Source organism: Fibrella forsythiae (assembly GCF_017353175.1).
Lineage (GTDB): Bacteria > Bacteroidota > Bacteroidia > Cytophagales > Spirosomataceae > Fibrella > Fibrella forsythiae.
This window is the reverse complement of record NZ_JAFMYW010000007.1, coordinates 402930-428023: the sequence shown is the minus strand read 5'-3', so window position 1 is coordinate 428023 and position 25094 is coordinate 402930. Positions and strand designations below refer to the sequence as shown.

The following is a 25094-nucleotide window of genomic DNA, read 5'->3' as shown; positions in this document are numbered from 1 at the left end:
AACTGTCTAATTTTTAGATAATTAGCGATGAAAAAGTATATAGGTGTGTTGATCGGTGCGCTCACTCTGGGTAGTGGATGCTCGAGCGACCAGGATTTTTTGAATGTAAAGCCAACGACGATTCTCCTGCTGGATGACGTCTACTCTGACTCCCGGTTGGTGTTATCGGCGGTAACGGATTTATACAACCGGATTCCTGACCTGGTAAAGCCTAGTAACATGGGTTTGTACGCCAGCTTCGATGAAGCGTTTGCCTCGGGCGATTACGGGCGGCACCAGAACCGGGAATACAGCTACGACGACTGGGGCTACTGGGATTACGGCTATATCCGCGAAATAAACCTGTTCATTCAGCGGGTTGAAGCGGCCACTAAGCTGACCCCCGCCGATAAAGCCCGGTTCTCGGCAGAAGGCCGGTATCTGCGTGCCAATGCCTACTTTGAGCTGGTAAAACGCCACGGTGGTGTTCCGCTCATTACGGAACCGTTGACCTACGATTACAGCGGCGATGCCACACCACTCCGGAAAGCGCGGGCCAAAGAATCGGAGATTTACGACTATGTGATCAGTGAAATGGAGGCCATCAAATCCATTTTACCGAACACACCCGGCGAAAAATCACGCGCTACCTATGGGCTGGCGGTAGCCACTAAAGCGCGGGCAGCCTTGTATGCCGGGTCTATTGCCAAGTACGGCGTAAACACACCGTCGGTATCATTGCCAAACGGTGAGGTTGGTATACCGGCCTCAAAGGCAACGGCCTATTACCAGACGGCACTGGCGGCTTCGCAGGAACTGATCAACTCAGGCTTGTATTCGCTCTATCAGAAACGGCCTGATCTGTCTGACAATTTCGCGGCGCTGTTCCTCGATAAAGCGAACAACCCCGAAGTGATTTTTGTGGAGGATTTCAAGCTGAAAAGCGGTAAGGTCCACGGCTTTGCGCTGGACAATCAGCCTCGAGCCATCACCGAAGAGGGTGAACGGGGCGGCCGTCTGAACCCGTCGCTGAACCTGGTGCAATCGTACGAGAAACTAGACAACACGTTTGCGCCGCTGCCGATCAACAAAGGCAACGCCAACGATTACATCTACTACGATAAGCAGGAAGACCTGTTTGCCGGCCGCGATGCCCGCCTGCGGGGTACAGCCCTCGTGCCGGGGGCTACGTTTAAAGATCGCTCAATCGACATCTGGGCCGGACTGATTCTGGGTGACGGCAGCATTCTGTCGGGCGATAAACTGGGTCAGTTGAAAACGGTTAATGGCGCATCGGTGCAGGTGGTTGGTCTGTCTGGTCCCATTGAAGGGTATGATGGATCGGCGCAGGGCGGTTTCTACATGCGTAAGTACAATGACCCGGCGGTTGGTTCCGGCCAGATCGGTACGCAGAGCGAGGTATGGCAGGTACGTTATCGCTACGCCGAAGTGCTGCTCAATGCGGCCGAAGCAGCGTTCGAGCTGGGCAACAATGCGCTGGCAGCCTCTTACATGAAACCCGTTCGTGACCGGGCTGGCCTGGTGATTCCCCTAACGGCGGGAGACATCACCTTCGATCGAATCGTGCACGAGCGCAAAGTAGAACTGGCGTTTGAGAACCATGAACTATGGGATTACAAGCGGTGGCGCATTGCCCACATCGTGTGGGATGGTAGTACATCTGACCTGACCACGCAACCCGGCAAAGCTACGGAGCCAAGCACAAGGGTATTCAGCCTCTGGCCCTACAAAGTGTATAATCCAGGCGGGGCCAATAACAACAAATGGGTCTTCCGTAAGGTGTTGTCGGGTCGGGTAACGCAGAGCCACATTTTCCGGCTGGGTAATTACTATTCGCGCATCAGCGATGCCATTGTGAACAATAACCCGCTCATTGTCAGAAATCCTAACCAATAAGATGCTCACTACAGCACAAGACTTTATGACCATGAAAACGTTTAGCTTCCCCGCACTGGCCCTTCTGCTTCTCGGATTAGCCGCCTGCGATAAAGATAATTTCGAGCCCCCAAAATCGACCTTTGCCGGTCGCATCGTGTATAAAGGTGAGCCCCTGCTGATGCAGAGCGCCAACGTGGCCACGGGTAACGTATCTGACTTTCCGGTGTTTATCGAGCTCTGGCAGCAGGCCTACAATAACCGGAGTTCCATCCGGGTTCCTGTTGCGCAGGACGGCTCGTTTACCTCCTTGCTGTTTGATGGCGATTACAAGCTCATTGTACCAAACGGACAAGGTCCTTTCCTCTGGAAACGTACCGCTGCCAACAACCCCGATAGCCTGACGCTGAACCTGCGGGGTAGCCAGCAGATGGACATTGAAGTGACGCCTTATTACATGGTGCGTTCGCCTCAGTTCACGGTGAGTGGCCGTAAGGTGGCGGGCAGCGTGAAGCTGGAGAAAGTGATCACTGATGCTGTCAACGGCAAAACGGTGGAGCGTGTGTCGCTGTACGTGAACAAATCGCAGTTTGTCGATGCGGGTAACAGCATCCTGGCGGCTAACCTGGCCGGATCAGCTATTACGGACTTAAACACCGTAAACCTGACCACGGCCGACGTACCTGCCCTGGTACCGTCGCAGAGCTACGTATATGTACGCATTGGCTTGAAAATCACGGGAGTTGAAGATATGATCTACACGCCTGTTCAGAAGGTTACATTGCAGTAGCCTACGCAAACCAGGGGCTTTATGTGGTGCACATGGAAGTCCCTGGTTTTGTCTTTGTTTGCCCCTTCTCACGATGAAAAATTGTCTTTTCCTGTTCTGGTTTACAGTGCTGACCGCATCGGCACAAGTGCCCGTCGATCTGTCCAGGTACGTTAAAACTAGCCCGACCAGCGTTAGTCGACAGGGAAGTGAACTGGTATTGAGTTGGCCCGCGGCAGGTAAAGAAACCGGGCGTCTGGTCGTTAATCTGGCCGCTGAAAAACCACTCTTTAGCCACGTGCAATTGTCGAAAAGCGGGCGCTTCGTCGAATTGGCAACCGACCTCAATCCGGCCTTTGTGTTAACGATCGGCAAACGGGATCTGATCTCGCAGAATGGCTGGAACATCTTCTTCGACAAAACCAACAAGCTGCCGTCGAAGGCCCACGCCGTTGAGCTGACCAAACGCCAGGCCAGCGTAACCACGGTGGGCACCCGAACCGTGCTGCGCATTGGCGACGCACACGCGGCCACATTCAACGGAGCCATCGAAATTACGGTGTATCAGGGTAGCCCGCTCGTCAATGTGGCGGCAGTGATGGCTACGCAGGTCGATTCCACGGCGATTCTGTATGATGCTGGCCTGGTGGGCAAAAGGCCGGGCTGGACAACGCTTTCCTGGTCCGACACCGACAATAAGCTTCAGCAGATGCCCGTCGATCTGAAGCAACTTAACAAAGCACAGGCCGTAAAATACCGGACCATCATTGGCAGTACTGCCAACGGTAGTCTGGCCGTTTTTCCGGCGCCGCACCAGTATTTCTATCCGCTCGACGAAGCCTATAACCTGGATTTTACCTGGTTTGGTACCAATTACCGGAGCCTGGTGCCTGATTTCGGTATCGGTATTCGCCAGGATCTGATGGGTGATAAACGCTGGGTGCCGTGGGTCAATGCACCGCCGGGTACGCAGCAACGGCTCAACTTTTTCTGTCTCCTCAGCACCGATCAACCCGCCGTTGCGCTGGCCGAGGTGAAAAAATTCACCCATAACGACAAGTATCCGGAAGTGGCAGGCTATAAAACCATGTCGAGCCATTTTCATAACGAGCATACCATGAACACCGTGCTGGCTGGAAAGCCGGTGCCAGAGATACCCAACTTCGTGAAGGTGTTCAAAAATTCGGGCGTCAACATCGTTCACCTGGCCGAATTTCACGGTCCGGGTCATCCGAAAGGGCCCGATGAGCAACGGCTGCTGGAGTTGAAGACGCTGTTCGGTGAATGCGAGCGGCTATCAGACAAGGACTTTTTGCTGCTGCCCGGTGAAGAACCAAACAACTTTTTCGGCGGCCATTGGCTCGACTTCTTTCCCAAACCTGTCTACTGGATTATGTCGCGCAAGGCCGAGATGCCGTTTGTGACGAATGATCCACGGTACGGAAAAGTGTATCGGATCGCCGACAAGACCGATATGCTGCACCTGCTGGAAGCCGAGAATGGCCTTGCCTGGACCGCCCACGCCCGCACCAAAGGATCAACGGGTTTTCCGGATAAATACAAGGACGAGGACTTCTACAAATCGGACCATTTTTTCGGCGCTGCCTGGAAAAACATCCCCGCTGATCTGTCGTTGCCGCGCCTCAGCCCGCGTGTGCTGGACCTGATGGACGACATGGCCAACTGGGGGTATAAAAAGCACGTCATTGCTGAGTCGGATATCTTCTCGATGGAGCCGGAGAATGAGACGTACGCCCACCTGAATGTCAATTACCTACAGCTCGATAAATTACCCGATTACAAGCAGGGCTGGCAACCCATTCTGGACGTGATGAAACAGGGCAAGTTTTTTGTCACCACGGGCGAGGTGATGTTGCCCACCTTTACCGTGAATGGAAAGGGTGCGGGTGAAACACTGAACGTACCTGCCGACGGAAAAGCAGCGGTGGTGCTCGACATCAACTGGACGTTTCCACTCACGTTTGCCGAGATCATTTCCGGCGATGGGAAACAGGTCTACCGTGAGCGTATTGACCTGACCAATACCCTTCCATTCGGAAAAAGACAGTACCGGTTTACGACCAATCTTAAAAACAAAACCTGGGTACGCGTCGAAGTATGGGACGCGGCCGTAAACGGGGCATTCACTCAACAGGTCTGGCTTCAACCTTAACCGACAATCACCTTTTCTTTCTGACGAATCGCTTATGAAATGGTCTATTTTTCCCCTGCTGCTGGCGTTCATGCTGTACCAGGGCTGCACAAATACTGCCCGAACTAGTCGGCAACCCGCTAATCAGGGCACAAACCTGAGTCAATCGGGTGCGACAGGCCCCCGGCGGGGCGAAGTACTTTTTCTGGGGAACACGGGCAAACACCACGATTCGGGTAAGTACGCGCCCTGGCTGGCTATTTCGCTCTTCAAGAAGGGCGTAAACCTGACGTACACGACCAATCTCAATGATCTGAACGAAGAAAATCTGAGTCACTACGACGGCCTGATTATCTACGCCAACCATGATAGTTTATCGCCGTCGCAGGAGATGGCCATGAAGAGTTTTGTGGAAGGAGGAAAGGGCCTGATTCCGCTTCATTCGGCGTCGGGTTGCTTCAAGAATTCGGCCTGGTATATCAAAACGATCGGCGGTCAGTTCAAGTCGCACAAAACGGGGTCAATCGCGGCGGTTATCGTCAACAAAAACCACCCGGTGATGCAGGGGCTGGCTCCGTTTACTACTTCCTGGGATGAAACGTACGTGCACCAGAACCTCAACCCCGACATGACCGTGCTGACGGCCCGGAAGGAGGGCGACCGGCAGGAACCATACACCTGGGTACGTACCCAGGGCAAAGGGCGGGTCTTCTACACGGCCTACGGGCATAACGACAGCACCTGGACTAACCCCGGCTTCCGGGAGTTGGTGAACAACGGCGTGTTGTGGGCCCTGGGTGAACCGGTTAAGAAACAGATTGCCCAGCTGACCATTCCGAAAGTGGACATTTACGACGCGGCGGGCATTGCTATTGGCGATTATACGAAACGGTATATGGTACCAAAAATGCAGGAAGCCCTGAAGCCCGAAGAATCGGTGAAGCTCATGCAAGTGCCGGTTGATTTCGATATTCAACTGTTCGCGGCTGAGCCCGATATCACAAATCCGATCGCCATGTCGTGGGACGAACGCGGTCGCCTCTGGATCGTAGAGTCGGTCGATTATCCAAATACGTTTCTGGAGACGGACGGCGCGGCTAACGACCGGATCAAGATCTGTGAAGACACCAACGGCGATGGGAAAGCTGACAAATTCACGGTCTTTGCCGACAAGCTGAATATTCCGACCAGTATGGTTTTTGCCAACGGTGGCGTGGTCGTTGCTATGGCACCGCATCTGGTTTTCCTGAAAGACACCAACGGCGACGATAAGGCCGACGTGCGGGAGAACATCATGAGCGGCTGGGAGAAAAACGACACGCACTTCGGCCCGTCGAACCTGCAATACGGCTTCAACAACAAGATATGGGGCGTGGTTGGCTCGGGCTATAACGGCACCACCCGCGATGGTAAGCTGATGAACTTCCGCACGGGCGTGTATAACCTGAACCCGGATGGAACGAACGTCGATTTTCTGGCCAATACCAGTAACAATACCTGGGGACTAGGCTTTTCGGAAGATAATAACGTGTTTATCTCAACGGCCAACAACACCCACAGCGCGTTCTATTCAATGCCTTCACGGTATATGCAGCGCAATTTGCCCGGCTCAACCATGCAGGCCGTGCAGAAGATTGACGGGCACTACGATTCGCATACCATGACGCCGAACATGCGGCAGGTCGATGTAGTGGGTGGTTTCACCTCGGCCGCGGGGCATCATTTTTACACCGCCCGCAGCTTCCCGAAATCCTACTGGAACCGGGTTGCGTTTGTCTGTGAGCCAACTGTACGGGTCATTCACAACGCCGTGGTTGAACCGAATGGAGCCGGATTTGCGGAGAAGGATGGCTGGAACTTTCTGGCCAGCTCCGACGAATGGGTTGGGCCTGTGCAGGCCGAAGTTGGACCGGATGGTGCTTTGTGGGTAGCCGACTGGTATAACTTCATTATCCAGCATAACGTGTTTGTGGAGCGGCAGGCCCCGTCGCAGATGGTGCTTCCGTTCAAAGAGCAACCACGTGGCCAGGGTAACGCCTTCGATAGTCCGCTTCGCGATATCAATTTTGGCCGCGTATACCGTGTCGTTTACAAAAAAGCGCAGCCCTACAAGCCAGTAACGTTATCGAAGAATGACCCCGCCGGTCTGATTGCCGCCCTGAAAAGCGACAACATGTTCTGGCGGATGACGGCCCAGCGCCTGATCGTGGAATCGAAGAATACGGCTCTTTTGCCTGATCTGTATCGCATCATCGCCAGCCCTGAAGTAGACGCCATTGGCCTGAATAGTCCAGCTGTGCACGCCATCTGGACGTTGCACGGGCTGGGTACGTTGTCGGGCTCGAACAACGAGGCAATCCAGGCGGTGTCGGCGGCTCTGTCGCACAAGGCGGCTGGTGTACGCAAAGCGGCCATCGATGTGTTACCGCGTACCGGCCAGACGCTGGATATACTCCAAAAAGTAGGTCTGATGAACGACCCAAATCTGAACGTGCGGATGGCCGCCATGCTGGCCCTGGCGGCAATGCCTCCGTCTGATGCGGTTGGCGCTGCTCTTTACCGGGCGTCGCTGCAGTCTGAGAATGAGGCTGATGAGTGGATTGGCCGGGCGTTGTTTGCTGCTGCCGCCGTTCACCGCGAAGGTTTTCTGGCCGAAGCCACCAGGAATCCGGGTGCTACCACATCCGAAAAAAGCCTGAACCGTCGGTTGTTGTCAGGTATCAATCAGGAAGTATATGCCCTGCAGCGCCGCGCCACCATCGCGCTGCCTCCCGACGTTACGGGTCGCGAGATCATCGTGAAGGGGTCTGCCGCCAAAGGAAATCGGGACATGGAAGGCTTCATCGTTGGACAAGGCGGCCAGGATGCTGGCTATGGACTATACATGAAAGATGGTCACCTGACAATGGCTGTGAAGCAGAACGGGCAGGTCTATACCGCCGCCACGACGGACCCACTACCCGAGAAATTCGACTTCGAAAGCCGCTTTGTGAACAACGGCGACATGATTGTGCTGGTCAATGGAAAGGAAATGGCGAAAGCAAAAGCACCGTCGCTCTTCACCAAACCACTGGCCGACGTGATTCGCTCGCAGCGTGACGTAACGACAGAAAACTCGATCGGTGCGTATGCGGGTGCTTACACAACGCCGTTCGACTTTGTAGGGAATGTGCAGAATGCCACGCTTGAAGTGAGAAAACCAACGGGTGCTCCGCCGGTAACAACGGCAAAAGCGGTAACCAATGACAAAGCAACCGTACTGACGATCAGGGTGGTGGAAGAACAGATGAAGTACGATACGAAGATGATTACGGTGAAAGCCGGATTGCCCGTTGTGCTGACGCTCGAAAATCCCGATATCATGCAGCATAACCTGGTGATCTGCAAGCCCGGTATGGCCGAAAAGGTCGGTAAGGCAGCTGATGCGTTGTCGCGTGACCCAAAAGCCGTTGAGCGGAACTACGTGCCACAAATGCCCGAAGTGCTGGCCTCTACCAAACTGGTGAACCCCGGCGAATCATTCACGCTGGAGTTTACGGCACCCACCCAACCCGGCGATTATCCGTTCGTTTGCACGTTCCCCGGCCACTGGAGTATCATGCGCGGCGTGATGCGGGTAGAAAAAGCGCCGGCGCCAGCGAGCAAATGATCAGTTGTGTTCGCGTTGTTTCGCGTGTATTGCTGGCGCCTAGCCTGTCGAAGGGCTAAGCGCCAGCAACACAAAGCAACACAAAGACACTAACACCCTTTCAGCATCTAGTCCCTAATCTAATTTCCAATCGTCATGAATAAACAATCGTTTCGCATCGTGCTCGGTACAATTCCCCGCTCGTTATTGCTGAGTGGACTGCTACTGGGTTTCGCGTTGTTGCTCACTCAGTGCAAAACAAGTTCGGCAGGCTCGTCGACATCGGGTAAACCCATCCGGGTGCTGATGGTAGGCGGCGGCACGTCGCACAATTTCGGCATGTGGTACCGAAACGTAGATGGACAAACCCTTAGTCGCGATGGGTTCGCTACAGTCAATTACGTGGGCGACCCCGACTCGATCATGACGTACCTGCCCCAGGCCGACGTACTGTACCTGAGCAACAACCGCCCGATCACAAACCCGGCTATTCGCCAGGCAATCACCGATTTCGCCGACGCTGGAAAAGGGATGATCATTGCGCACGCTGCCATGTGGTACAACTGGAAAGACTGGCCTGCCTACAACCAGAACATTGTCAGCGGCGGTTCGCGCGGGCACGATCGCTATGGCTCGTTTGAGGTGACGGTAAACGAAACGGGCCACCCGGTGATGAAAGGCGTTGAGCCTAAATTCACCCTGAAAGACGAGCGGTACTACTTCATCCCGGATCCAACCGGTCCGGGTGTCGAAGTGCTGGCCAGTTCGAGCGTAGCCACTTCCGACAAGATCTTCCCATCTGTTTTCGTGGTGAAACACCCCAAAGCCCGCATTGTAGGGCTGGCATTGGGCCACGATGCCGAGTCGCACAACATTGCCAATTACCAGGCCATGCTGCTCAACTCCGTGAAGTGGGTTGCTAAGAAGTAAACGGCGTAGCCACAGCAGGGCTACGCCAACCAACATTTCCTATTTATCAATTCATAAATCGACTGCATTCGTCATGAGTGATCAGCAAATTACCGTCGTCATCGTAGGCATGGGATTCGGCAAAGAATTCATTCCCATCTACCAGAGTCATCCCAATATTAAGGCCGTAGGTATCTGTACCCGCAACCGGAAAACGCTGGATGAACTGGCGGCAAAATTCAATCTCGACCCTGATCTGTGTTTTGAAAATTTTGAGGACGTACCTGGCCGCGCCGACGTTGACGCCATCCACGTGGTCACGCCCGTTCCCGACCACGCCCGCATGGTGCTGGCATCGCTGAACGCCAATAAACACACGGCCTGCACGATCCCGATGGCCATGACGGTTGAGGACTGCAAAGCCATTGTTGAAGCCAAGCGGAAGGCTGGAAAAGTGTACATGATGATGGAAACTGCCTTATATACCCGCGAATTTCTGTACGGTCTGAAACTGGCGGAAACGGGGGAGCTGGGTCGTATTCAGTTTGTTAGAGGCTCTCACATTCAGGATATGAGCATGGAAGGCTGGGGAGAATACTGGAAAGGCTATCCGCCGATGCTTAACGGCACCCACGCCATTTCGCCGCTGCTGCGGATCAACAACACGACCGCCGAAACCGTTGTCTGCCACGGTTCTGGCCGCCTGAGCGACGATCTGGCCAGCCGCTACGGATCTCCCTTCGCCGTTGAAACAGCCACGTTTACGCTGAAAGATTCCGACGTTGTGGCCGAAGCTACTCGTTCCCTGTTCGACGTGGTGCGGCAGTACCGCGAGAGCTATGATGTGTATGGCACCAAGATGTCGTTCGAATGGGAGCAGCTTCAGGACGAAGAGCATGTTATTTTCGACGGCGGTGAGAATGCCAAACGTATCAACGTACCCGACACCGACGAACTGCTGATTGATCCGATCAAGCACTTCACCAAGCGCGAAAAGATCGATGATCCCAACCACGTATCGTTCCTGCAAGGGGCTGGTCACGGCGGATCGCATCCGCACCTGGTGCAGGAATTTGTAGCCGCCATCGTAGAAGGGCGCGACTCCGCTGTTGATGCTGAACTTGCTGCCAACTACACTCTCGCCGGTATCTGTGCCCACGAATCAGCCATGAAAGGCGGCGAGCGCATCACCATTCCCCGGTTCTAACCTAGTAACTAGTTACTTGCTCTCTCGCTGGAATTGCTTTGCGGTCGAAGGGCCCGCACGCAAAGCAATTCCAGCGAGAAGTTCGTATAACCTCAGCACACATGATTCAATTTGGTGTTAGCACCTTTGTCTGGGTATCGCCATTTTCCACGGCGTCGTTCGATCTGCTTCATAAAGTAGCCGATATGGGGTACGATATTATTGAAGTAGCCGTGGAAGATAAAGACCTGATCGACTGGCCACGGCTGAAAAAGCTGGCCAACGAAATGGGGCTCAATGTAACTATCAGCGGTGCGTTTGGCCCGAATCGCGACATTTCCAGTGACGATGCTGCCATCCGGAAAAACGGGTTCACCTACATTGTCGACTGTCTGCGTATTGCCGAAGAGATGGGTAGTCCGATCTTCACCGGGCCGGTCTATTCGGCGGTGGGTAAAACGCGGCTGGTATCCGACGAACGCAAGCTACAGGAACGTACCTGGTGCATCGAAAGCCTGCGCGAAGTAGGCGATATCGCTAAATCGTGCGGCGTTGTGGTCGGTGTGGAGCCGCTCAACCGCTTCGAAACCGACATGATCAATACGGCTGATCAAGCGTTGTCGCTGGTGAATGAGATTGGTCATTCGTCCATCAAAATCTCGCTCGACACGTTCCATAATAACATTGAAGAGAAGAATATTCCGGCTACCATTCGGAAGATCGGGCGTGAGTTGCTGTGCCATGTGCAGGGGAACGAAAGCGATCGGGGGACGCCCGGTACCGGCAACGTAGACTGGAGCGGTATCAACGAAGCGCTCACCGAGATTGGCTATGAGGGTGCGGTTGTGATCGAAACGTTCGGTGCACCGTCCGAAGAATTAGCCAAAGCCGCTTCCATCTGGCGTCCACTCGCCAACAGCGCCGATGAACTGGCCAGCGAAGGTCTCGCTTTCTACAAATCGTTGTTTCGTTAATTGGGCGAATCAAGGGATTGAGTCATCAAGAGATCGGGTAGCCTTTCTGTTAAATGATTAATTTTCAATGATTTATGCGAATGATTGCTCTTGGGGTAACCCCGCAGGGGTGATATATCAATAGCAAATAACAATCCCCAACTCGCTTAGAGCCCCGTATGGGGCGATATGTAGCTCTATTGTAGCGCCCTATACATATCGCCCCATACGGGGCTTTGTTTGATGGACGAAAACCGTTTTCTATTAACATTCCACCCCTTCGGGGTTTTACGATTCATCTTTATGCACTTATTATTGTCAGTGCGATTCCAGATCAACAGATTTGGAGAAGATCATTGCCAAATCAACCACTCAACAAGTAATCGAATTACCCAATCCCTTGCATGATTAAGACCATTATTTTCGATCTGGGCGCGGTGCTCATCGACTGGAATCCGCATTACCTGTATAAAACCATTTTTGCCGACGAAGCTGAACGTAACGCCTTCCTGAACACGGTCTGTACTCCCGACTGGAACGAAGAACAGGACGGTGGCCGCTCCCTGCAGGAGGCAACCGATCTGTTGTTAACCCAATTTCCAGAGCATGAAACAGCCATTCGAGCCTATTACGGACGTTGGACAGAGATGCTTGGCGGGCCCATTCAAGGAACCGTCGATATCTTTTCGGCGCTGAAGGCTACTGGCCAATACAAGTTTTACGCCCTCACCAACTGGTCGGCCGAGACGTTTCCGATTGCCCTGGCGCAGTTCGATTTTCTGTCGTGGTTCGACGGCATCCTCGTCTCAGGTGCTGAAAAAGACCGGAAGCCCTTCGCTTCTTTTTACAACACTCTCCTCGATCGATTTGACATCGACCGGTCAACGGCCCTGTTCATCGACGACAATTACCGGAATATCCTCGCCGCCGAAGCAATCGGTATCCAAAGTATCCACTTCATCAGCCCCGACGACCTACGGTCTCGACTAGCTGATTTCGGCGTAATGCTTGAGAAACGCCTCTAAAAAAAGCACCTCTACAAGGGGCCATCTTTGTGGGAAAGCCCCCGACATTTCGCTCACTGAACTCCATAGGAGTGGCATCGTCTGTACGCGAAGTCATCTTCTGTGGGGTTTTTCGTTGTCAGTTGTTCATTGCAAGCCGCACCTGCTGAACACCAACGCATCATCAGTCGCTCGTCTCGCGCTCACTTCCTCTTCCGCGACGATTCGCGGATGACTAATTCAGTGCTCATCACTTTCGTTTCAGGTACGTAGGCTTCCGTGTCGGCGGCTTCTATTTGTTTTAATAAGAGGCGTACGGTCTCCATGCCCATCTCCTGAATCGGCTGGCTGATGCTGCTTAGCGATGGCGTCAGAAAATCGCACAGGGGCTCGTTATTGAAACTTACCACAGCCAAATCGTCGGGTATTCGAAGCCCTTTTTCTTTCAAGGCGAACAGTGCCACCAGAGCAATTCGGTCGCTGATGGTCAGCAGGCCATCAGGCGGTTCGGGAAGTTTCATCAGGGCTAGGGCTTGCTGCCGGGTACGTTCGGGCGTGAAATCGCAGTGGAGGATATACGATTTGTCTTCGACTAATCCGGCATTGGTTAGGGCAGCCCGGTAACCAGCCAGTCGCTCGTTGCTGATGAGTAACTGGGGCGGGCCTGCCAAAACTGCAATGCGTTTACAGCCGTTTTCGATTAAATGCATGGTAGCATTGTAGGCGGCCTCCTGGTTGTTGACGATGACTTTATCTGCCGCAATTGAATCGGCATACCGGTCGAACAAGACAACGGGAATGCCTTTCCTGACCAGCCGGTCTACGTGTTCGCAATTGTCGGTGTCGCGTGAGAGAGAAATAATGAAGCCTTCTACCTGACTGCGGAGCAGATTCTGAACGTGGGTGGCTTCGCGCAGGTATGATTCATTCGACTGGCAGACGAGCACGCTGTAACCCGCCTGCATGGCGGCCTCTTCAATGCTGTTGAGCATCGCCGAAAAGTAATAGTAGCTCAGGTTTGGCACAATGACGCCAATGGTGCGGGTGCGGCTTTTGAGCAGATTCTTCGCCAGTTGATTGGGTTGGTAATCCAGTTCCTCGGCAAGGCGCATCACTGCCGCTCTTGTATCCGCATGAATCTCCGGCATGCCCCGCAACGCCCGTGAGACTGTTGAAATTGAGATATTCAGAGCCCTGGCAATGTCTTTTATCGTAACCGGCGTGCTTCTCATAAGGGAATTGGTAAATAGTATTATTCCTGGTTAGCTCTTTCGATTCTGTAGCAAGTTAGATAGCCTAATAAATTGGCTATAAGTCCAAAGTAGTCTAGCCCGCATCCAATGTTTAGTTAGAATCTCTCGAATGCAAACGTTTCCGCAAACGTTTGCACGAAGATATTTTCAATCTGGTCAGTAAATAGCTTGGTACGCTCATTTCCTGCATAGACATTCATCGATACAGCTACTTTCTACCGGCTTCTGATGTTGCAGCAATTCTTGACCAAAGTAGAAGTAGATGAACTTGATAATTTAACTTTTCCTGGAAACAGCGCAACCTACCAATGAGCTTACCCATCGCTTCGCTACCTATTCGTCACGCCATTGGCCTGAACGAACTAAAACACTCGACTACTGAAAGCCTGCGTGCTGATTTTTTGATCGAATCGCTGTTTGAGGCCAACACCATACAGGCTGTGTACACCCACTACGACCGGGTGATTGTGGGTGGAGCCCTGCCAACAACAGAGTCGGTTACACTGCCCACCTACGATAACCTGAAGTCGACCTACTTTCTGGAACGGCGTGAGCTGGGTATCATCAACGTGGGGGGCAGCGGCTCGGTTACAGTTGATGGTACAGTTCATTCGCTTAATAAACTGGATGGCCTCTATGTGGGGAAAGGATGTCAGGACGTGTCTTTTCAGAGCGCCGAAGCCGCTGACCCTGCCCGCTTCTTCCTGATGTCGGCTCCTGCCCACGCGGTGCATCCGACCGCCAAACTGGCTAAAGAAGAGGCCAATCCAACCCGTCTGGGTGCCCGCGAAACGGCCAATGAACGCACCATCTACAAATACATCCACGCGGCCGGGCTGGCGAGCTGCCAGCTAGTGATGGGGCTGACGGTACTGGAATCGGGCAGTATCTGGAACACAATGCCCGCCCACGTGCACGACCGCCGCATGGAAACGTACCTGTACTTCGACGTACCTGCCGACCATCGTGTTTTTCACCTGATGGGACCACCCGACCAAACCCGGCATATCGTTGTGGCAAATCATCAGGCCATTTTGTCGCCGCCCTGGTCGATTCACTCGGGTGCTGGTACCGCTTCGTACTCGTTCATCTGGGGTATGGCGGGCGAAAACCTCGACTTTGCCGACATGGATTTTGCACCTATTTCTACCCTTCGATAAATGATCCGTTCTACAACCTTGATTGCTCTTTTGTGTCTAACCCGGCTGGCGTCGGCGCAGACACAAGCTCCCATTGATGTGAAAGGCGCTTTCGCCGTGGCTGCCAGACAGTACGACGGCATGCTGAAAGCGCACCCCGATACCACCCGATTCCCGCAGTCGACGAATCCAGATGGCACACCGCGCGATATGAAATCAGACTGGTGGTGCAGCGGATTTTTCGGCGGTTCGCTTTGGTACCTGTTTCAGGAAGCTGGTGATGCGCGTTGGAAAAAGGCGGCTGAACTCTGGACAGCTGCCGTCAAAAAAGAGCAGTATAATACCGGGACGCACGATCTGGGCTTCATGATCTACTGCCCGTTCGGCAATGGCTATCGGCTCACGAAAAACGAATCGTACAAGCCCGTTATGCTTACCGCAGCCAAGTCACTGGCAACCCGTTTCGATCCGAAAGTGGGGCTGATCAAGTCGTGGAATAAGTTTCAGACGTATAACTATCCCGTGATCATCGATAACATGATGAACCTGGAACTGCTGTTCTGGGCGGCCAAGAACGGCGGTGATAAACGGCTGCGGGAGATCGCTATCATCCACGCTGACAATACCCTGAAAAACCACTACCGCCCCGACGGCAGTAGCTTCCACGTGGTCTGTTACAATCCGGACGGAACCGTCGCCGCCAAAAAAACAGCGCAGGGGTACGCCGATGAATCGGCATGGGCACGAGGACAGGCTTGGGGATTGTACGGCTACACGGTCATGTATCGGGAAACAAAAGACAAGAAGTACCTCGATCAGGCTCGCCGCATCGCCGACTTTTATCTAAATCACCCGAACCTGCCTGCCGACAAAGTGCCGTACTGGGATTTCAATGCACCGGGTATTCCGACCGAAGAACGCGATGCCTCAGCCGCAGCCATCACCGCTTCGGCGCTGCTTGAACTCGGTACGTATGGCGGCCCTTCGGCTAAAACCTATATGCAGGCGGCCGAGCAGATGCTACAAAGCCTGTCGAGCCCAACGTACCGGGCAAACCCTGGCGAGAACAATCACTTCATTATCAAGCATTGTGTAGGCCATAAGCCCGCCAAAAGCGAAGTCGACGTGCCGCTCGTTTACGCTGATTATTACTACCTCGAAGCCCTGCTGCGCTACGATGCGCTGAATAAGAAACGGGGGTAGTGGTAATCCTGTAGTGCTTCGGGCGCTAGGTTGCTGTCGAAGGGCAAGGCGACAGCAACCTAGCGCCCGAAGCCTTCTATGCGCGAAGCAACACACTTGCTCCTTCCAAAACCAAACCAACCTCGTTATGAACCTGAATCGGCTGTATCTCCTACTGATTACGTTACTGAGCAGCCTCTCTGCTTTTAGTCAGGATACCCCATTGGGCGCGGCGACAAAAGTACCCGATCATCCGCGGATATTGCTGTTGAAAGGGGAGGAGCAGACGATTCAGAAAACGATCAACGCCGATCCGACCTGGGCTAAAATGCATCAGGCCATTCTGGCAGAAGCTGACGCATTGCTGAATGCGCCATTGCCCGAACGGACCTTGATCGGTCGACGGTTATTAAGCGTATCGCGTGAGTCGCTTCGTCGCATTTTTATTCTCTCGTACGCCTGGCGACTAACCCAGCGGCCAACGTACCTGAAACGGGGTGAGCAAGAGATGTTGGCCGCTTCGACCTTCACCGACTGGAACCCGTCGCACTTCCTCGACGTGGCTGAGATGACCCTGGCGGTGGCGATTGGTTACGACTGGCTATACAGCGGCTTGTCGGATCAAGCAAAGGCCACGATTCGCGAGGCGATACTGAAAAAAGGCATCGAACCGTCGCTCGACCCGAAGAACACCAGCTGGCTCAAGGCCACCCACAATTGGAATCAGGTGTGCAATGCCGGTATGGCGTATGGTGCGCTGGCTATCTACGAAGACCAGCCTGACCTGGCCCGTACCATAATTAACCGCGCTATCACAACCGTGAAGCTGCCGATGGGTGATTATAAACCGACGGGAGCGTATCAGGAAGGTTACGGCTACTGGGGATATGGAACCAGCTTCAACGTGCTGCTGATCAGCGCCCTCGAAAAAGCATTTGGCCAAGATTTTGGTTTGTCGGAGGCTCCCGGCTTTATGAAAACGGCATCGTTCATGGAGAACATGACGGGCCCAACCGGCACACCGTTCAACTATTCTGATTCGGGTGGGGGTAGCGAGTTGCAGCCCGCCATGTTCTGGTTTGCCAATAAGCTGCATGACCCGTCGCTGTTGCTTGAAGAACGTCGCCAACTACAGCAAGTGCCAGCCACAAAGCACGTCAGGAACCGACTGATTCCGGCCGTTATGCTCTGGAGCGCGGGCCTCAAACTCGACAAGATCAACGTACCTGCGTCGAACGTCTGGGTGGGGAGCGGTACCAATCCGGTAGCCATGATGCGCTCGTCGTGGTCAGACCCATCGGCAATCTATGTTGGCGTTAAAACCGGATCGCCAAGCGTCAACCACGGCCACATGGACGTTGGCTCGTTCGTCATGGATGCCGATGGCGTTCGCTGGGCGATGGATTTGGGCATGGAAGAATACAATCCGCTGGAAACGAACGGCATCAAGCTGTGGGGAATGACGCAGGATTCGGAGCGGTGGACGGTATTTCGGTACAATAACTTCGCGCACAATACGCTGACCATCAATGGGCAGCTCCAGCAAGTAAAGGGTCATTCACAAATCACGTCGTCGTCGGCTAAACCAGACTTTATGAACGTAACCACCGATCTGACGCCCATCTACAGTGAGCAGGTCGTCAAAGCGAATCGGGGTGTTGCCATCGTGGATAAGTCGTACGTGCTGGTACGCGACGAGCTGGAAACGTTGCCCAAAGAGACCACCGTACGCTGGACAATGGCTACGCCTGCCACGGTAACCATCACCGGCGAGAATCGGGCTGAACTGACAAAGAATGGCAAGAAGCTTACGCTGCAGGTGCAGGCACCGGCTAAAGTGATTATGAAAACATGGCCAACGACACCCTCGCGTAATTTCGAAAATCCGAACACGGGAATAACCTTAGTTGGCTTCGAGGTCACGCTACCCGCCGGTTCAAAATCAGCGCTCACCGTGCTATTGCTTCCTGAAAAAGCGGGCAATTCGGGCTCGTTACCTGTTTTACCGTTAGCGCAATGGCCGAAGTAAGCGGTGTGTCTGAATGTTGTTGACATGTAATCACTGCTTCGCGCTTGTGGCCCTTCGACTAGGCGTCCCCGACAGGCTCAGGGTGACAGCCTCACACAAGTTTATCATTCACATTCTTGAGTTTCCTGTCACCCTGAGCGGAACGGTCCGCCGCTGCGGTCGAAGGGCCACAAGCGCGAAGCAACAAGCCTTAACGCAGCAAACACACCCTCAAACAGTATTGATCTAAACGCTACACAAAATCTCTTTCCTCCACAATGACCAACGTACTTCACTCATTTTCATTAGCCGGTAAGGTTGCTTTAGTAACGGGTTGCAATCGGGGTATCGGCAAAGCCATGGCCGAGGCGCTGGCCGAAGCAGGAGCCGACATCATTGGCGTGTCGGCGAATCTGGCCGCTGAAGGCAGCGCCGTGGGCCAGGCTGTTGAAGCGCTGGGTCGTCGTTTCTGTGCCTATCAGGCTAATTTCGGGCAGCGCACGTCGCTGTACGACTTTATCGAAAAAGTAAAAGCCGACCATCCCGTCATCGATATTCTGGTGAACAATGCAGGTACAATCCTGCGCCAACCCGCCGCTGAGCATACTGATGCCTACTGGGACGAAGTGATTGAGGTAAATCAAAATGCCCAGTTCATTCTGACCCGCGAAATAGGCAAACGGATGATTGAGCAAGGGAGTGGCAAAGTCATTTTCACGGCATCTCTGCTGACCTTTCAAGGTGGGATCAACGTACCTGGCTATGCTGCCAGCAAAGGCGCGATCGGTAGCCTGGTGAAAGCATTCGCCAACGAATGGGCATCGAAAGGCGTCAACGTGAATGCCATCGCCCCCGGCTATATCTCAACTGATAACACCGAAGCCCTCCGCGCCGACGCTGCCCGCAGTGCATCGATACTCGGTCGTATTCCGGCCGCCCGTTGGGGTGAACCCGACGATTTTAAAGGCCCGGTCGTATTCCTGGCATCAGAAGCCGCCAATTACGTTCACGGCACCATCCTCACCGTCGACGGTGGCTGGATGGGGCGGTAGGTTTTTAGTTTACCGTTTGCTGTTTACCGTTTTCTGTTGCGCTGCTTGGGAAGGTAATTTAGCCTTAGCAGCGCAACAGCAAACGGTAAACTTATTTGATCAATTGCGCCAACTCGGCAGCTGACACCGTTAATAAACCAACCTTGGGTAATCGGCGCGTGAGTTCGCGCCAGTTCTGGTCTTTAGCGTAAATGCCGCGAAGCATGGTGGCTGCTTTAGGGACCTGCTTGGTGTTGGCGAGCGCAATGGCGGTCCAGTATTGCATTTCCAGGTTTTTTGGGAAGAGCTTCATGGCCGCACCGTAGGCTTCCATTGCGGCTTTCATGTCGTTTTTCTCCGTGGCCAGATCGCCGTTATTCATGAACTCATACGCGCGCTGAGTACGTAACAGACGCCCCATCTCCGTCAGCGGCTGTTCCGCGTCGTCTACCCGCAAGTCTACAAGGTGATTGTCGTTCCAGGGTTCATCCGTTGCTTTGCCTTTCACCACCAGAAGCACTGCCGATTGCCGACCACGAATGTCGCCACCGGCAGCCTGGGCAGCGTTCAGGGCGCTCAATACCCGTTCGGGAAGGGGCAAGGCACCGTTTTTTTCAAACGCTTCGGCCATTGCGTTGGGTACGGTGTTGGTAAGCATCATGTTGGCCTGCACCGAAAAGTTCTTGCCTTTTTTATGCCCGGCAAAGTCGATGCATTTGGTGCCGGTATGCACGGCCACGTTGCCTTTGGCGTCGGCAATGGCTACCTGCCGTACCTCGCGGCCTTCGTCGGTGCGGAGTAATTCATCCAACGCTTCCTGGGCCGTCTTGCCCGATTTGAGCAGTTGAAGCCCCCGTATCCCGAACGATTTATTGGTGAACGATTGGGTGGCGACTACGCCCACACCAGCCTCGCCCCAGGAAACCGACGTACCTACCGAAAACCAGTGGCTCTGAACGCCAACGGCCAGATCACCCGTCTTTTCGTCTCGGGCTACGATGGAAAATGTGTGGGCAAATGGATCGCCCTTCAGCGTGTGTTGGGCGGTGGCAAATAAAGGCAGGCTGATGAAGAGAAGGAAAAGTTTACGCATCGTTTTGGTTGATTGCTTTGGTCAAAAATAAGCGAAACAGACTGGTTAACCGGCTTTTTTGTCCCCCTGCACGGTAACCTGCTCTTGTTTCCCTCTTTTGCGTTCGAGTGCTAAACCACCTACGTTAGACCGGCTTATGCAGAACCTGAAAATTGCGACTGCCCAGTTTGAAAATGCCAGTGGCGACAAGGCCGCGAATCTGGCAATTATCCGGCAACTGGCGGGCGAAGCCGCCCGGCAGGGAGCACAGGTTGTTGCCTTTCACGAATGTTCCATTACGGGTTACACCTTCGCCCGGCACCTCTCGAAAGAGCAGATGCTGGCGGTGGCCGAGTTTATTCCGGCGGGAGAAAGCATCGAATCGCTTCGGCAGATTGCCGAGGAACATGACATTGTCATATTGGCTGGTCTGTTCGAGAAAGACCACGACGATCAACTCTTCAAAGCGTACGTGTGCGTTGATAAAAACGGGCTGGTGGCTAAGTACCGCAAGCTGCATCCGTTTATCAATCCGCATATTCTGCCTGGCAACGAATACGTCATCTTCGACCTGTTTGGCTGGACATGCGGTATTCTTATCTGCTATGACAACAACATCGTGGAGAACGTGCGGGCCACAGCCTTGCTGGGGGCCGACATCATTTTTATGCCGCACGTGACCATGATGACGCCATCAACCCGGCCCGGCGCTGGCTTCGCTGATCCAGCCTTGTGGGCTAATCGGGAGGCAGATCCAACGTCGCTTCGGCTCGAGTTCGACGGGCTGAAAGGACGCGCCTGGCTCATGAAATGGTTACCCGCCCGTGCCTATGACAATGGTATCTACGTCGTCTTCTCCAATCCGATTGGTATGGACGAAGACCAGCTTAAAAACGGCTGCTCCATGATTCTGGATCCGTTCGGCGATATCCTGGCCGAGTGCCGGCAATTAGGCAATGAGGTCGTAACGGCCACCTGTACGCCCGAAAAGCTACAGCAGGCGGGCGGCTACCGCTACCGCAAGGCCCGCCGCCCTGAGTTGTATGCCGATGTACTGGGGCAACCCCATCAATCAGAGCAAAAAGTAGTCTGGCTTACCAACGACGCAACTTCGTAACCTATCTTTCCAATCAACACTAACTAGCTAAAAACCAAGCATGGATCAGCGCATTATAAACCTGTTCGACGAGTACACGCATAAGCCGCTCAAACGCGACGATTTCCTGAAACGACTGGCCAAACTAACGGGCAGCATGGCGGCCGCCCTATCTGTTCTGCCCTTGCTGGAAGTGAATTACGCGCAGGCAGCTACCGTTCCTCATAACGACGACCGGATCAAAACGGAGTCGATCACGTACCCGGGTGATGGCATTACGATGAAAGGGTATCTGGCTCGTCCGGCGGCGGCTGGCAAGTACCCTGCCGTGGTGGTGATTCACGAAAACCGTGGGCTGAACCCACACATCGAAGACATTACTCGTCGCATGGCGCTGGCCGGGTTTGTAGCCATGGCCCCTGATGCCCTGTCGGGAGCTGGCGGCACACCAACTGACGAAACCCAGATGCGGGAGTTATTCGGTAAGCTCGACGCGACAGTGACGCGCAACAACTTTGTCAAAGGGGTCGAGTACATGAAAACCCGGCCCGACAGTACAGGCAAAGTTGGCTGTGTTGGGTTCTGCTGGGGCGGTGCCATGGCCAATCAACTAGCCGTGTACTCGCCAGACCTGAAAGCGGCCGTACCGTTCTACGGTCGCCAGCCTGAAGCGGCCGACGTACCCAAGATCAAAGCGGCCGTGCAACTCCACTACGGTGGCCTCGACGAGCGCATAAACGCTGGTATTCCAGCTTACGAAGCAGCCCTGAAAGCGGCTAAGGTACCCTATGAATTGTATGTGTATGAAGGCGCACAGCACGCATTCAACAACGATACGGCCCCAACCCGATACAACGAAGCCGCCGCAAAACTAGCTTGGGAACGTACCACGAAATTCCTGAAAGAAAAGCTGGTGTAGTTTTAAACAGGCTCTTCAGGATTTATTCTGCGCTGATCCCTTTTTACGCGTGAAGTAACAATCCTGAAAAGCCTGTTCATCGTGTCGGAGAAGCTCACCTAACTATGCCTGCGTACGCGCCTGAAAAGGATTGCTGGGCTGTTGTAGGGATAGTTATGACCTAATCTGGGTTTGTCTAACTGAGAGGGCTTTGCCATAAAACAGAAAACCTTCTAACATTGCTTCGCGCTTTAGGCCCTTCGACAGCAACCTAGCGCGCGAAGCCCAGCGTCAGCAATTTTCAACAAATTCACTGCAAAACACTCGCTGCAATGAGAAAGCACTTGCTTCTTGGTCTCTGTTTGCTTTATGCACTGCTAAATCAAACGACTTTGTTTGCTCAGGCAATTAAAGGCACATACGCCATCAAAAATGTGCAGACGGGGATGTTGCTCCGGGTAGAAGATGCGAACCGGAAAGACGGGACGCCCATTGTGCTCTATAACCCGGTAAACTGGAAGTGCATGACCTGGGATTTCCAGCAGACATCCGTGGTCGATGGCAGTAGCAGCTACAAACTGAAAAACCTTTTTACCAGCAAAACACTCCAGCCCGTCGAGGCCGATCTGAAGGCAGGTGTGGCCCTGGAACAGCGACCACTGTCAGCTGTTGGTGCCAAGCAGGAGTGGGAGTTTATTCCCGTTGCAGCCAATACGTACCTGATCCGGCTCAAAGGAACGCAGCTTTATATCACGCCGGCCGACGAAAAAGGGTCGACCAATTCGCGGGTTATCCTGACGGGTAAACAGACCGGACAGCTTCAGCACTGGACCATTTACGAACAGCATCCAACCTCGTAAACAGCCTTCATGCTTCATCAGGCTTAGAATAAGATGAGATCTTGTAAGTGCGTCGATTTGGTAATTGATTAATTATGAGAAAGCTAGTTGAGGGTGTAGTCGTTGCTTTAGTGCTGGTTGGTGCATTGGTCAAGCCGGCTCAGGCTCAGTCTACAAAGCCAAAAATGATGTTTGGCGATATAGACCACCGGCCGGGAGGCTACGCTAAAGACCCGCACGTTGTCTGGTTCAAAAACCGATACCTGCTCTATTATTCGGTGCCGGTGAGCAAAGATTCGACCGGAGCTGATCGGTGGGGGATTGGCGTGGCCGAAAGCCGGGACTTGACAACCTGGCAGAAACTGGCCGAAATAGCCCCTGCTGCCGACTATGAACGAAAAGGATTGTGCGCGCCGGGTGCCCTGGTCCGTGATGGGAAGGTGAACCTCTTCTACCAAACCTATGGCAACGGTCGTAACGACGCGATCTGTCATGCCGTGTCGACCGACGGTGTTCATTTCGACCGTAATCCGACTAACCCGATTTTCAAGCCAGTCCTCAGCGACTGGTCGTGTGGTCGGGCCATTGACGCAGAGGTGATTCTGTTTAAGGACCGCTACTTTCTCTATTTCGCCACGCGGGACCCTGCCTTCAAAATTCAGCAGCTAGGCGTTGCTGCGGCACCCGCAACGACCAATTTTGATCGTAAAGACTGGACATTACTGTCGACGGATGGGCCAATCCTGAAACCGGAATTGCCGTGGGAAGGCGAGTGCATTGAAGGTGCATCGGTTATTCAACGCGGAAATGAACTGGTGATGTTTTATGCCGGTGCTTACAATAACTGGCCACAGCAGATCGGCGTGGCCAGCAGTAAAGACGGCCTGCATTGGGAACGTACCCAGACCGAGCCTTTTCTGCACAACGGAGCCCCCGGAAGCTGGAACAGCAGCGAGTCGGGCCATCCACACATTTTTACGGCACCCACCGGTAAGACGTACCTGTTTTATCAGGGCAATAACGACAAAGGCAAAACCTGGTTTCTGTCGAACCAGGAGGTTAAGTGGAAGAAGAGTAATCCTGAGCTGAGCAACTGACTAGCGGATTGGTTGCTTGCTGACGAAGTATGGAAGCCACGTTGACCCAGCGCGGCTTTTTTATTAGCCCTAAAGTTGCATATGCAACTTTAGGGCTTACTTTTGCTTCATGACAGACATAAACGTTTGTGTAGCAGGCCAGGTACGTCGGCTGGCGCGGGTGGTTACCAGCCTTTACAATGATGCTTTTGTGGGGGAGGGGGTCACGTTTGCGCAGGCTAGCCTGCTCATGTATATGTTTGCCCAACCCGGTGTTCGGCAGACGACCTTATCGCAGCAGTTGCAGATTGAAAAGTCGGCGCTGAGTCGGGATTTGCAGTTGCTTCAACGCAACGGCTGGCTGACCGATAACATCCGGCAGGGCCTGTATCTCACCGAAGAAGGGCGCCTGCTGGCAAAACGCTGTCACAAGATCTGGAAAGCGCTGAACACGCAGGTACGTGAGCAACTCGGCTCTGAAGCGCTTAGCGGATTAGCCTCACTGTCGGAGGCTATTCGTCAATTACCCCACTAACTTACTAAACCCTTTTTTCAATGACTATTCAGGATATTATGGCCCGGCAGTGGAGCGTCAACCAGCTCACGATCATGGGGCCGATCAGCAAGATGACCGACGAATCGGCCCGGTTTCGACTGACGCCCGAAACGGCTTCGGCTGCCTTTATTGCCTTACACACGGGCGAAGCCATTCACCGCTTTGCCAAAATGATCTTCAATTACGACTCTAGTCTGGAAGCGCAAGCCATGGGCGGCGTTACAGATGATGGGCGGATGCTTGACCTGTCGGTGGTGATGCAGGTTCTCAACAGCGGTTTTGCCCTGATCGCCGAACAGATTAAGCAGACGTCGGACGAGCAATGGACAGAAATTGTGGCGACACCGTTTGGCGAGATTCCGCGGATGGGTGTGCTCCAATTCCTGATGCACCACAATTCATATCACTGCGGCCAAATTTCACAGGCGATCAAGAAAGGAAAGCTCCACGCTTGATCATATATTTTAA

20 protein-coding genes are annotated in these 25094 nt (G+C 53.7%); 18 read left to right on the top strand and 2 right to left on the bottom strand.

Annotated features, from left to right (window positions below):
* The first annotated feature begins 27 nt into the window (after window positions 1-27).
* The 8 genes from J2I46_RS22815 to J2I46_RS22780 all read left to right on the top strand — a co-directional run bounded on the left by J2I46_RS22815 (window position 28) and on the right by J2I46_RS22780 (window position 12497).
* A complete protein-coding gene (locus tag J2I46_RS22815) occupies window positions 28-1896 on the top strand; it encodes a RagB/SusD family nutrient uptake outer membrane protein (protein WP_207331370.1) in 1869 nt (622 codons plus the stop codon).
* A gap of 31 nt (window positions 1897-1927) precedes the next feature.
* On the top strand, window positions 1928-2665 hold the full coding sequence (locus J2I46_RS22810; protein ID WP_207331369.1) for a DUF3823 domain-containing protein: 738 nt from the start codon (window positions 1928-1930) through the stop codon (window positions 2663-2665).
* Between the two features lie 73 nt (window positions 2666-2738).
* Window positions 2739-4817 (top strand): CehA/McbA family metallohydrolase domain-containing protein, encoded by a 2079-nt coding sequence (locus J2I46_RS22805; protein ID WP_207331368.1) that lies wholly within the window; start codon window positions 2739-2741, stop codon window positions 4815-4817.
* Window positions 4818-4851: 34 nt separating this feature from the next.
* Window positions 4852-8445 carry a PVC-type heme-binding CxxCH protein gene (locus tag J2I46_RS22800; protein WP_207331367.1) on the top strand — a complete coding sequence of 1198 codons (3594 nt, stop codon included), beginning with the start codon at window positions 4852-4854 and terminating at the stop codon, window positions 8443-8445.
* 135 nt (window positions 8446-8580) lie between these two features.
* On the top strand, window positions 8581-9354 hold the full coding sequence (locus tag J2I46_RS22795) for a ThuA domain-containing protein (protein ID WP_207331366.1): 774 nt from the start codon (window positions 8581-8583) through the stop codon (window positions 9352-9354).
* A 73-nt stretch (window positions 9355-9427) separates the two neighbouring features.
* A complete protein-coding gene (locus tag J2I46_RS22790; RefSeq protein WP_207331365.1) occupies window positions 9428-10540 on the top strand; it encodes a Gfo/Idh/MocA family protein in 1113 nt (370 codons plus the stop codon).
* Between the two features lie 101 nt (window positions 10541-10641).
* Window positions 10642-11493: a sugar phosphate isomerase/epimerase family protein gene (locus J2I46_RS22785; protein ID WP_229379894.1), complete on the top strand. Its 852-nt coding sequence runs from the start codon at window positions 10642-10644 to the stop codon at window positions 11491-11493.
* 383 nt (window positions 11494-11876) lie between these two features.
* A complete protein-coding gene (locus J2I46_RS22780) occupies window positions 11877-12497 on the top strand; it encodes an HAD family hydrolase (RefSeq protein WP_207331364.1) in 621 nt (206 codons plus the stop codon).
* A 182-nt stretch (window positions 12498-12679) separates the two neighbouring features.
* Here J2I46_RS22780 and J2I46_RS22775 read toward each other — a convergent pair whose 3' ends face one another.
* Complete coding sequence (locus tag J2I46_RS22775; RefSeq protein WP_207331363.1) at window positions 12680-13708, bottom strand: LacI family DNA-binding transcriptional regulator; 1029 nt, start codon at window positions 13706-13708, stop codon at window positions 12680-12682.
* 329 nt (window positions 13709-14037) lie between these two features.
* On the opposite strand from J2I46_RS22775, the gene kduI reads away from it, so the two are divergent.
* The 4 genes from kduI (at window position 14038) to J2I46_RS22755 (ending at window position 19110) form a co-directional block, all read left to right on the top strand.
* The gene (gene kduI / locus J2I46_RS22770) at window positions 14038-14889 is read left to right on the top strand and encodes a 5-dehydro-4-deoxy-D-glucuronate isomerase (RefSeq protein ID WP_207331362.1); all 852 of its coding nucleotides are present in this window, start codon (window positions 14038-14040) and stop codon (window positions 14887-14889) included.
* Window positions 14890-16071 (top strand): glycoside hydrolase family 88 protein, encoded by a 1182-nt coding sequence (locus J2I46_RS22765; RefSeq protein WP_207331361.1) that lies wholly within the window; start codon window positions 14890-14892, stop codon window positions 16069-16071.
* Between the two features lie 127 nt (window positions 16072-16198).
* Window positions 16199-18079 (top strand): heparinase II/III domain-containing protein, encoded by a 1881-nt coding sequence (locus J2I46_RS22760; RefSeq protein WP_207331360.1) that lies wholly within the window; start codon window positions 16199-16201, stop codon window positions 18077-18079.
* A gap of 257 nt (window positions 18080-18336) precedes the next feature.
* A complete protein-coding gene (locus J2I46_RS22755) occupies window positions 18337-19110 on the top strand; it encodes an SDR family NAD(P)-dependent oxidoreductase (protein ID WP_207331359.1) in 774 nt (257 codons plus the stop codon).
* A 91-nt stretch (window positions 19111-19201) separates the two neighbouring features.
* Here J2I46_RS22755 and J2I46_RS22750 read toward each other — a convergent pair whose 3' ends face one another.
* Window positions 19202-20182 carry a DUF1028 domain-containing protein gene (locus J2I46_RS22750; protein ID WP_207331358.1) on the bottom strand — a complete coding sequence of 327 codons (981 nt, stop codon included), beginning with the start codon at window positions 20180-20182 and terminating at the stop codon, window positions 19202-19204.
* Window positions 20183-20318: 136 nt separating this feature from the next.
* On the opposite strand from J2I46_RS22750, the gene J2I46_RS22745 reads away from it, so the two are divergent.
* From J2I46_RS22745 to J2I46_RS22720, 6 genes are all read left to right on the top strand, one after another.
* Window positions 20319-21278 (top strand): nitrilase family protein, encoded by a 960-nt coding sequence (locus tag J2I46_RS22745; RefSeq protein WP_207331357.1) that lies wholly within the window; start codon window positions 20319-20321, stop codon window positions 21276-21278.
* 40 nt (window positions 21279-21318) lie between these two features.
* Complete coding sequence (locus J2I46_RS22740) at window positions 21319-22176, top strand: dienelactone hydrolase family protein (protein ID WP_207331356.1); 858 nt, start codon at window positions 21319-21321, stop codon at window positions 22174-22176.
* 311 nt (window positions 22177-22487) lie between these two features.
* Window positions 22488-23015, top strand: a complete 528-nt coding sequence (locus tag J2I46_RS22735; RefSeq protein ID WP_207331355.1) for an RICIN domain-containing protein — start codon at window positions 22488-22490, stop codon at window positions 23013-23015.
* A gap of 74 nt (window positions 23016-23089) precedes the next feature.
* Window positions 23090-24091: a family 43 glycosylhydrolase gene (locus tag J2I46_RS22730; protein WP_229379893.1), complete on the top strand. Its 1002-nt coding sequence runs from the start codon at window positions 23090-23092 to the stop codon at window positions 24089-24091.
* A 109-nt stretch (window positions 24092-24200) separates the two neighbouring features.
* Window positions 24201-24605 (top strand): MarR family winged helix-turn-helix transcriptional regulator, encoded by a 405-nt coding sequence (locus J2I46_RS22725; RefSeq protein ID WP_207331354.1) that lies wholly within the window; start codon window positions 24201-24203, stop codon window positions 24603-24605.
* 20 nt (window positions 24606-24625) lie between these two features.
* Window positions 24626-25081: a DinB family protein gene (locus J2I46_RS22720; RefSeq protein ID WP_207331353.1), complete on the top strand. Its 456-nt coding sequence runs from the start codon at window positions 24626-24628 to the stop codon at window positions 25079-25081.
* Window positions 25082-25094 lie beyond the last annotated feature (13 nt).

Coding starts and splice junctions, on each gene's coding strand:
- J2I46_RS22755 (WP_207331359.1), top strand. CDS start 18,337: ATGACCAACGTACTTCACTCATTTTCATTAGCCGGTAAGGTTGCTTTA.
- kduI (WP_207331362.1), top strand. CDS start 14,038: ATGAGCTTACCCATCGCTTCGCTACCTATTCGTCACGCCATTGGCCTG.
- J2I46_RS22795 (WP_207331366.1), top strand. CDS start 8,581: ATGAATAAACAATCGTTTCGCATCGTGCTCGGTACAATTCCCCGCTCG.
- J2I46_RS22725 (WP_207331354.1), top strand. CDS start 24,201: ATGACAGACATAAACGTTTGTGTAGCAGGCCAGGTACGTCGGCTGGCG.
- J2I46_RS22740 (WP_207331356.1), top strand. CDS start 21,319: ATGGATCAGCGCATTATAAACCTGTTCGACGAGTACACGCATAAGCCG.
- J2I46_RS22800 (WP_207331367.1), top strand. CDS start 4,852: ATGAAATGGTCTATTTTTCCCCTGCTGCTGGCGTTCATGCTGTACCAG.
- J2I46_RS22760 (WP_207331360.1), top strand. CDS start 16,199: ATGAACCTGAATCGGCTGTATCTCCTACTGATTACGTTACTGAGCAGC.
- J2I46_RS22785 (WP_229379894.1), top strand. CDS start 10,642: ATGATTCAATTTGGTGTTAGCACCTTTGTCTGGGTATCGCCATTTTCC.
- J2I46_RS22750 (WP_207331358.1), bottom strand. CDS start 20,182: ATGCGTAAACTTTTCCTTCTCTTCATCAGCCTGCCTTTATTTGCCACC.
- J2I46_RS22765 (WP_207331361.1), top strand. CDS start 14,890: ATGATCCGTTCTACAACCTTGATTGCTCTTTTGTGTCTAACCCGGCTG.
- J2I46_RS22780 (WP_207331364.1), top strand. CDS start 11,877: ATGATTAAGACCATTATTTTCGATCTGGGCGCGGTGCTCATCGACTGG.
- J2I46_RS22810 (WP_207331369.1), top strand. CDS start 1,928: ATGAAAACGTTTAGCTTCCCCGCACTGGCCCTTCTGCTTCTCGGATTA.
- J2I46_RS22735 (WP_207331355.1), top strand. CDS start 22,488: ATGAGAAAGCACTTGCTTCTTGGTCTCTGTTTGCTTTATGCACTGCTA.
- J2I46_RS22805 (WP_207331368.1), top strand. CDS start 2,739: ATGAAAAATTGTCTTTTCCTGTTCTGGTTTACAGTGCTGACCGCATCG.
- J2I46_RS22775 (WP_207331363.1), bottom strand. CDS start 13,708: ATGAGAAGCACGCCGGTTACGATAAAAGACATTGCCAGGGCTCTGAAT.
- J2I46_RS22790 (WP_207331365.1), top strand. CDS start 9,428: ATGAGTGATCAGCAAATTACCGTCGTCATCGTAGGCATGGGATTCGGC.
- J2I46_RS22730 (WP_229379893.1), top strand. CDS start 23,090: ATGAGAAAGCTAGTTGAGGGTGTAGTCGTTGCTTTAGTGCTGGTTGGT.
- J2I46_RS22720 (WP_207331353.1), top strand. CDS start 24,626: ATGACTATTCAGGATATTATGGCCCGGCAGTGGAGCGTCAACCAGCTC.
- J2I46_RS22815 (WP_207331370.1), top strand. CDS start 28: ATGAAAAAGTATATAGGTGTGTTGATCGGTGCGCTCACTCTGGGTAGT.
- J2I46_RS22745 (WP_207331357.1), top strand. CDS start 20,319: ATGCAGAACCTGAAAATTGCGACTGCCCAGTTTGAAAATGCCAGTGGC.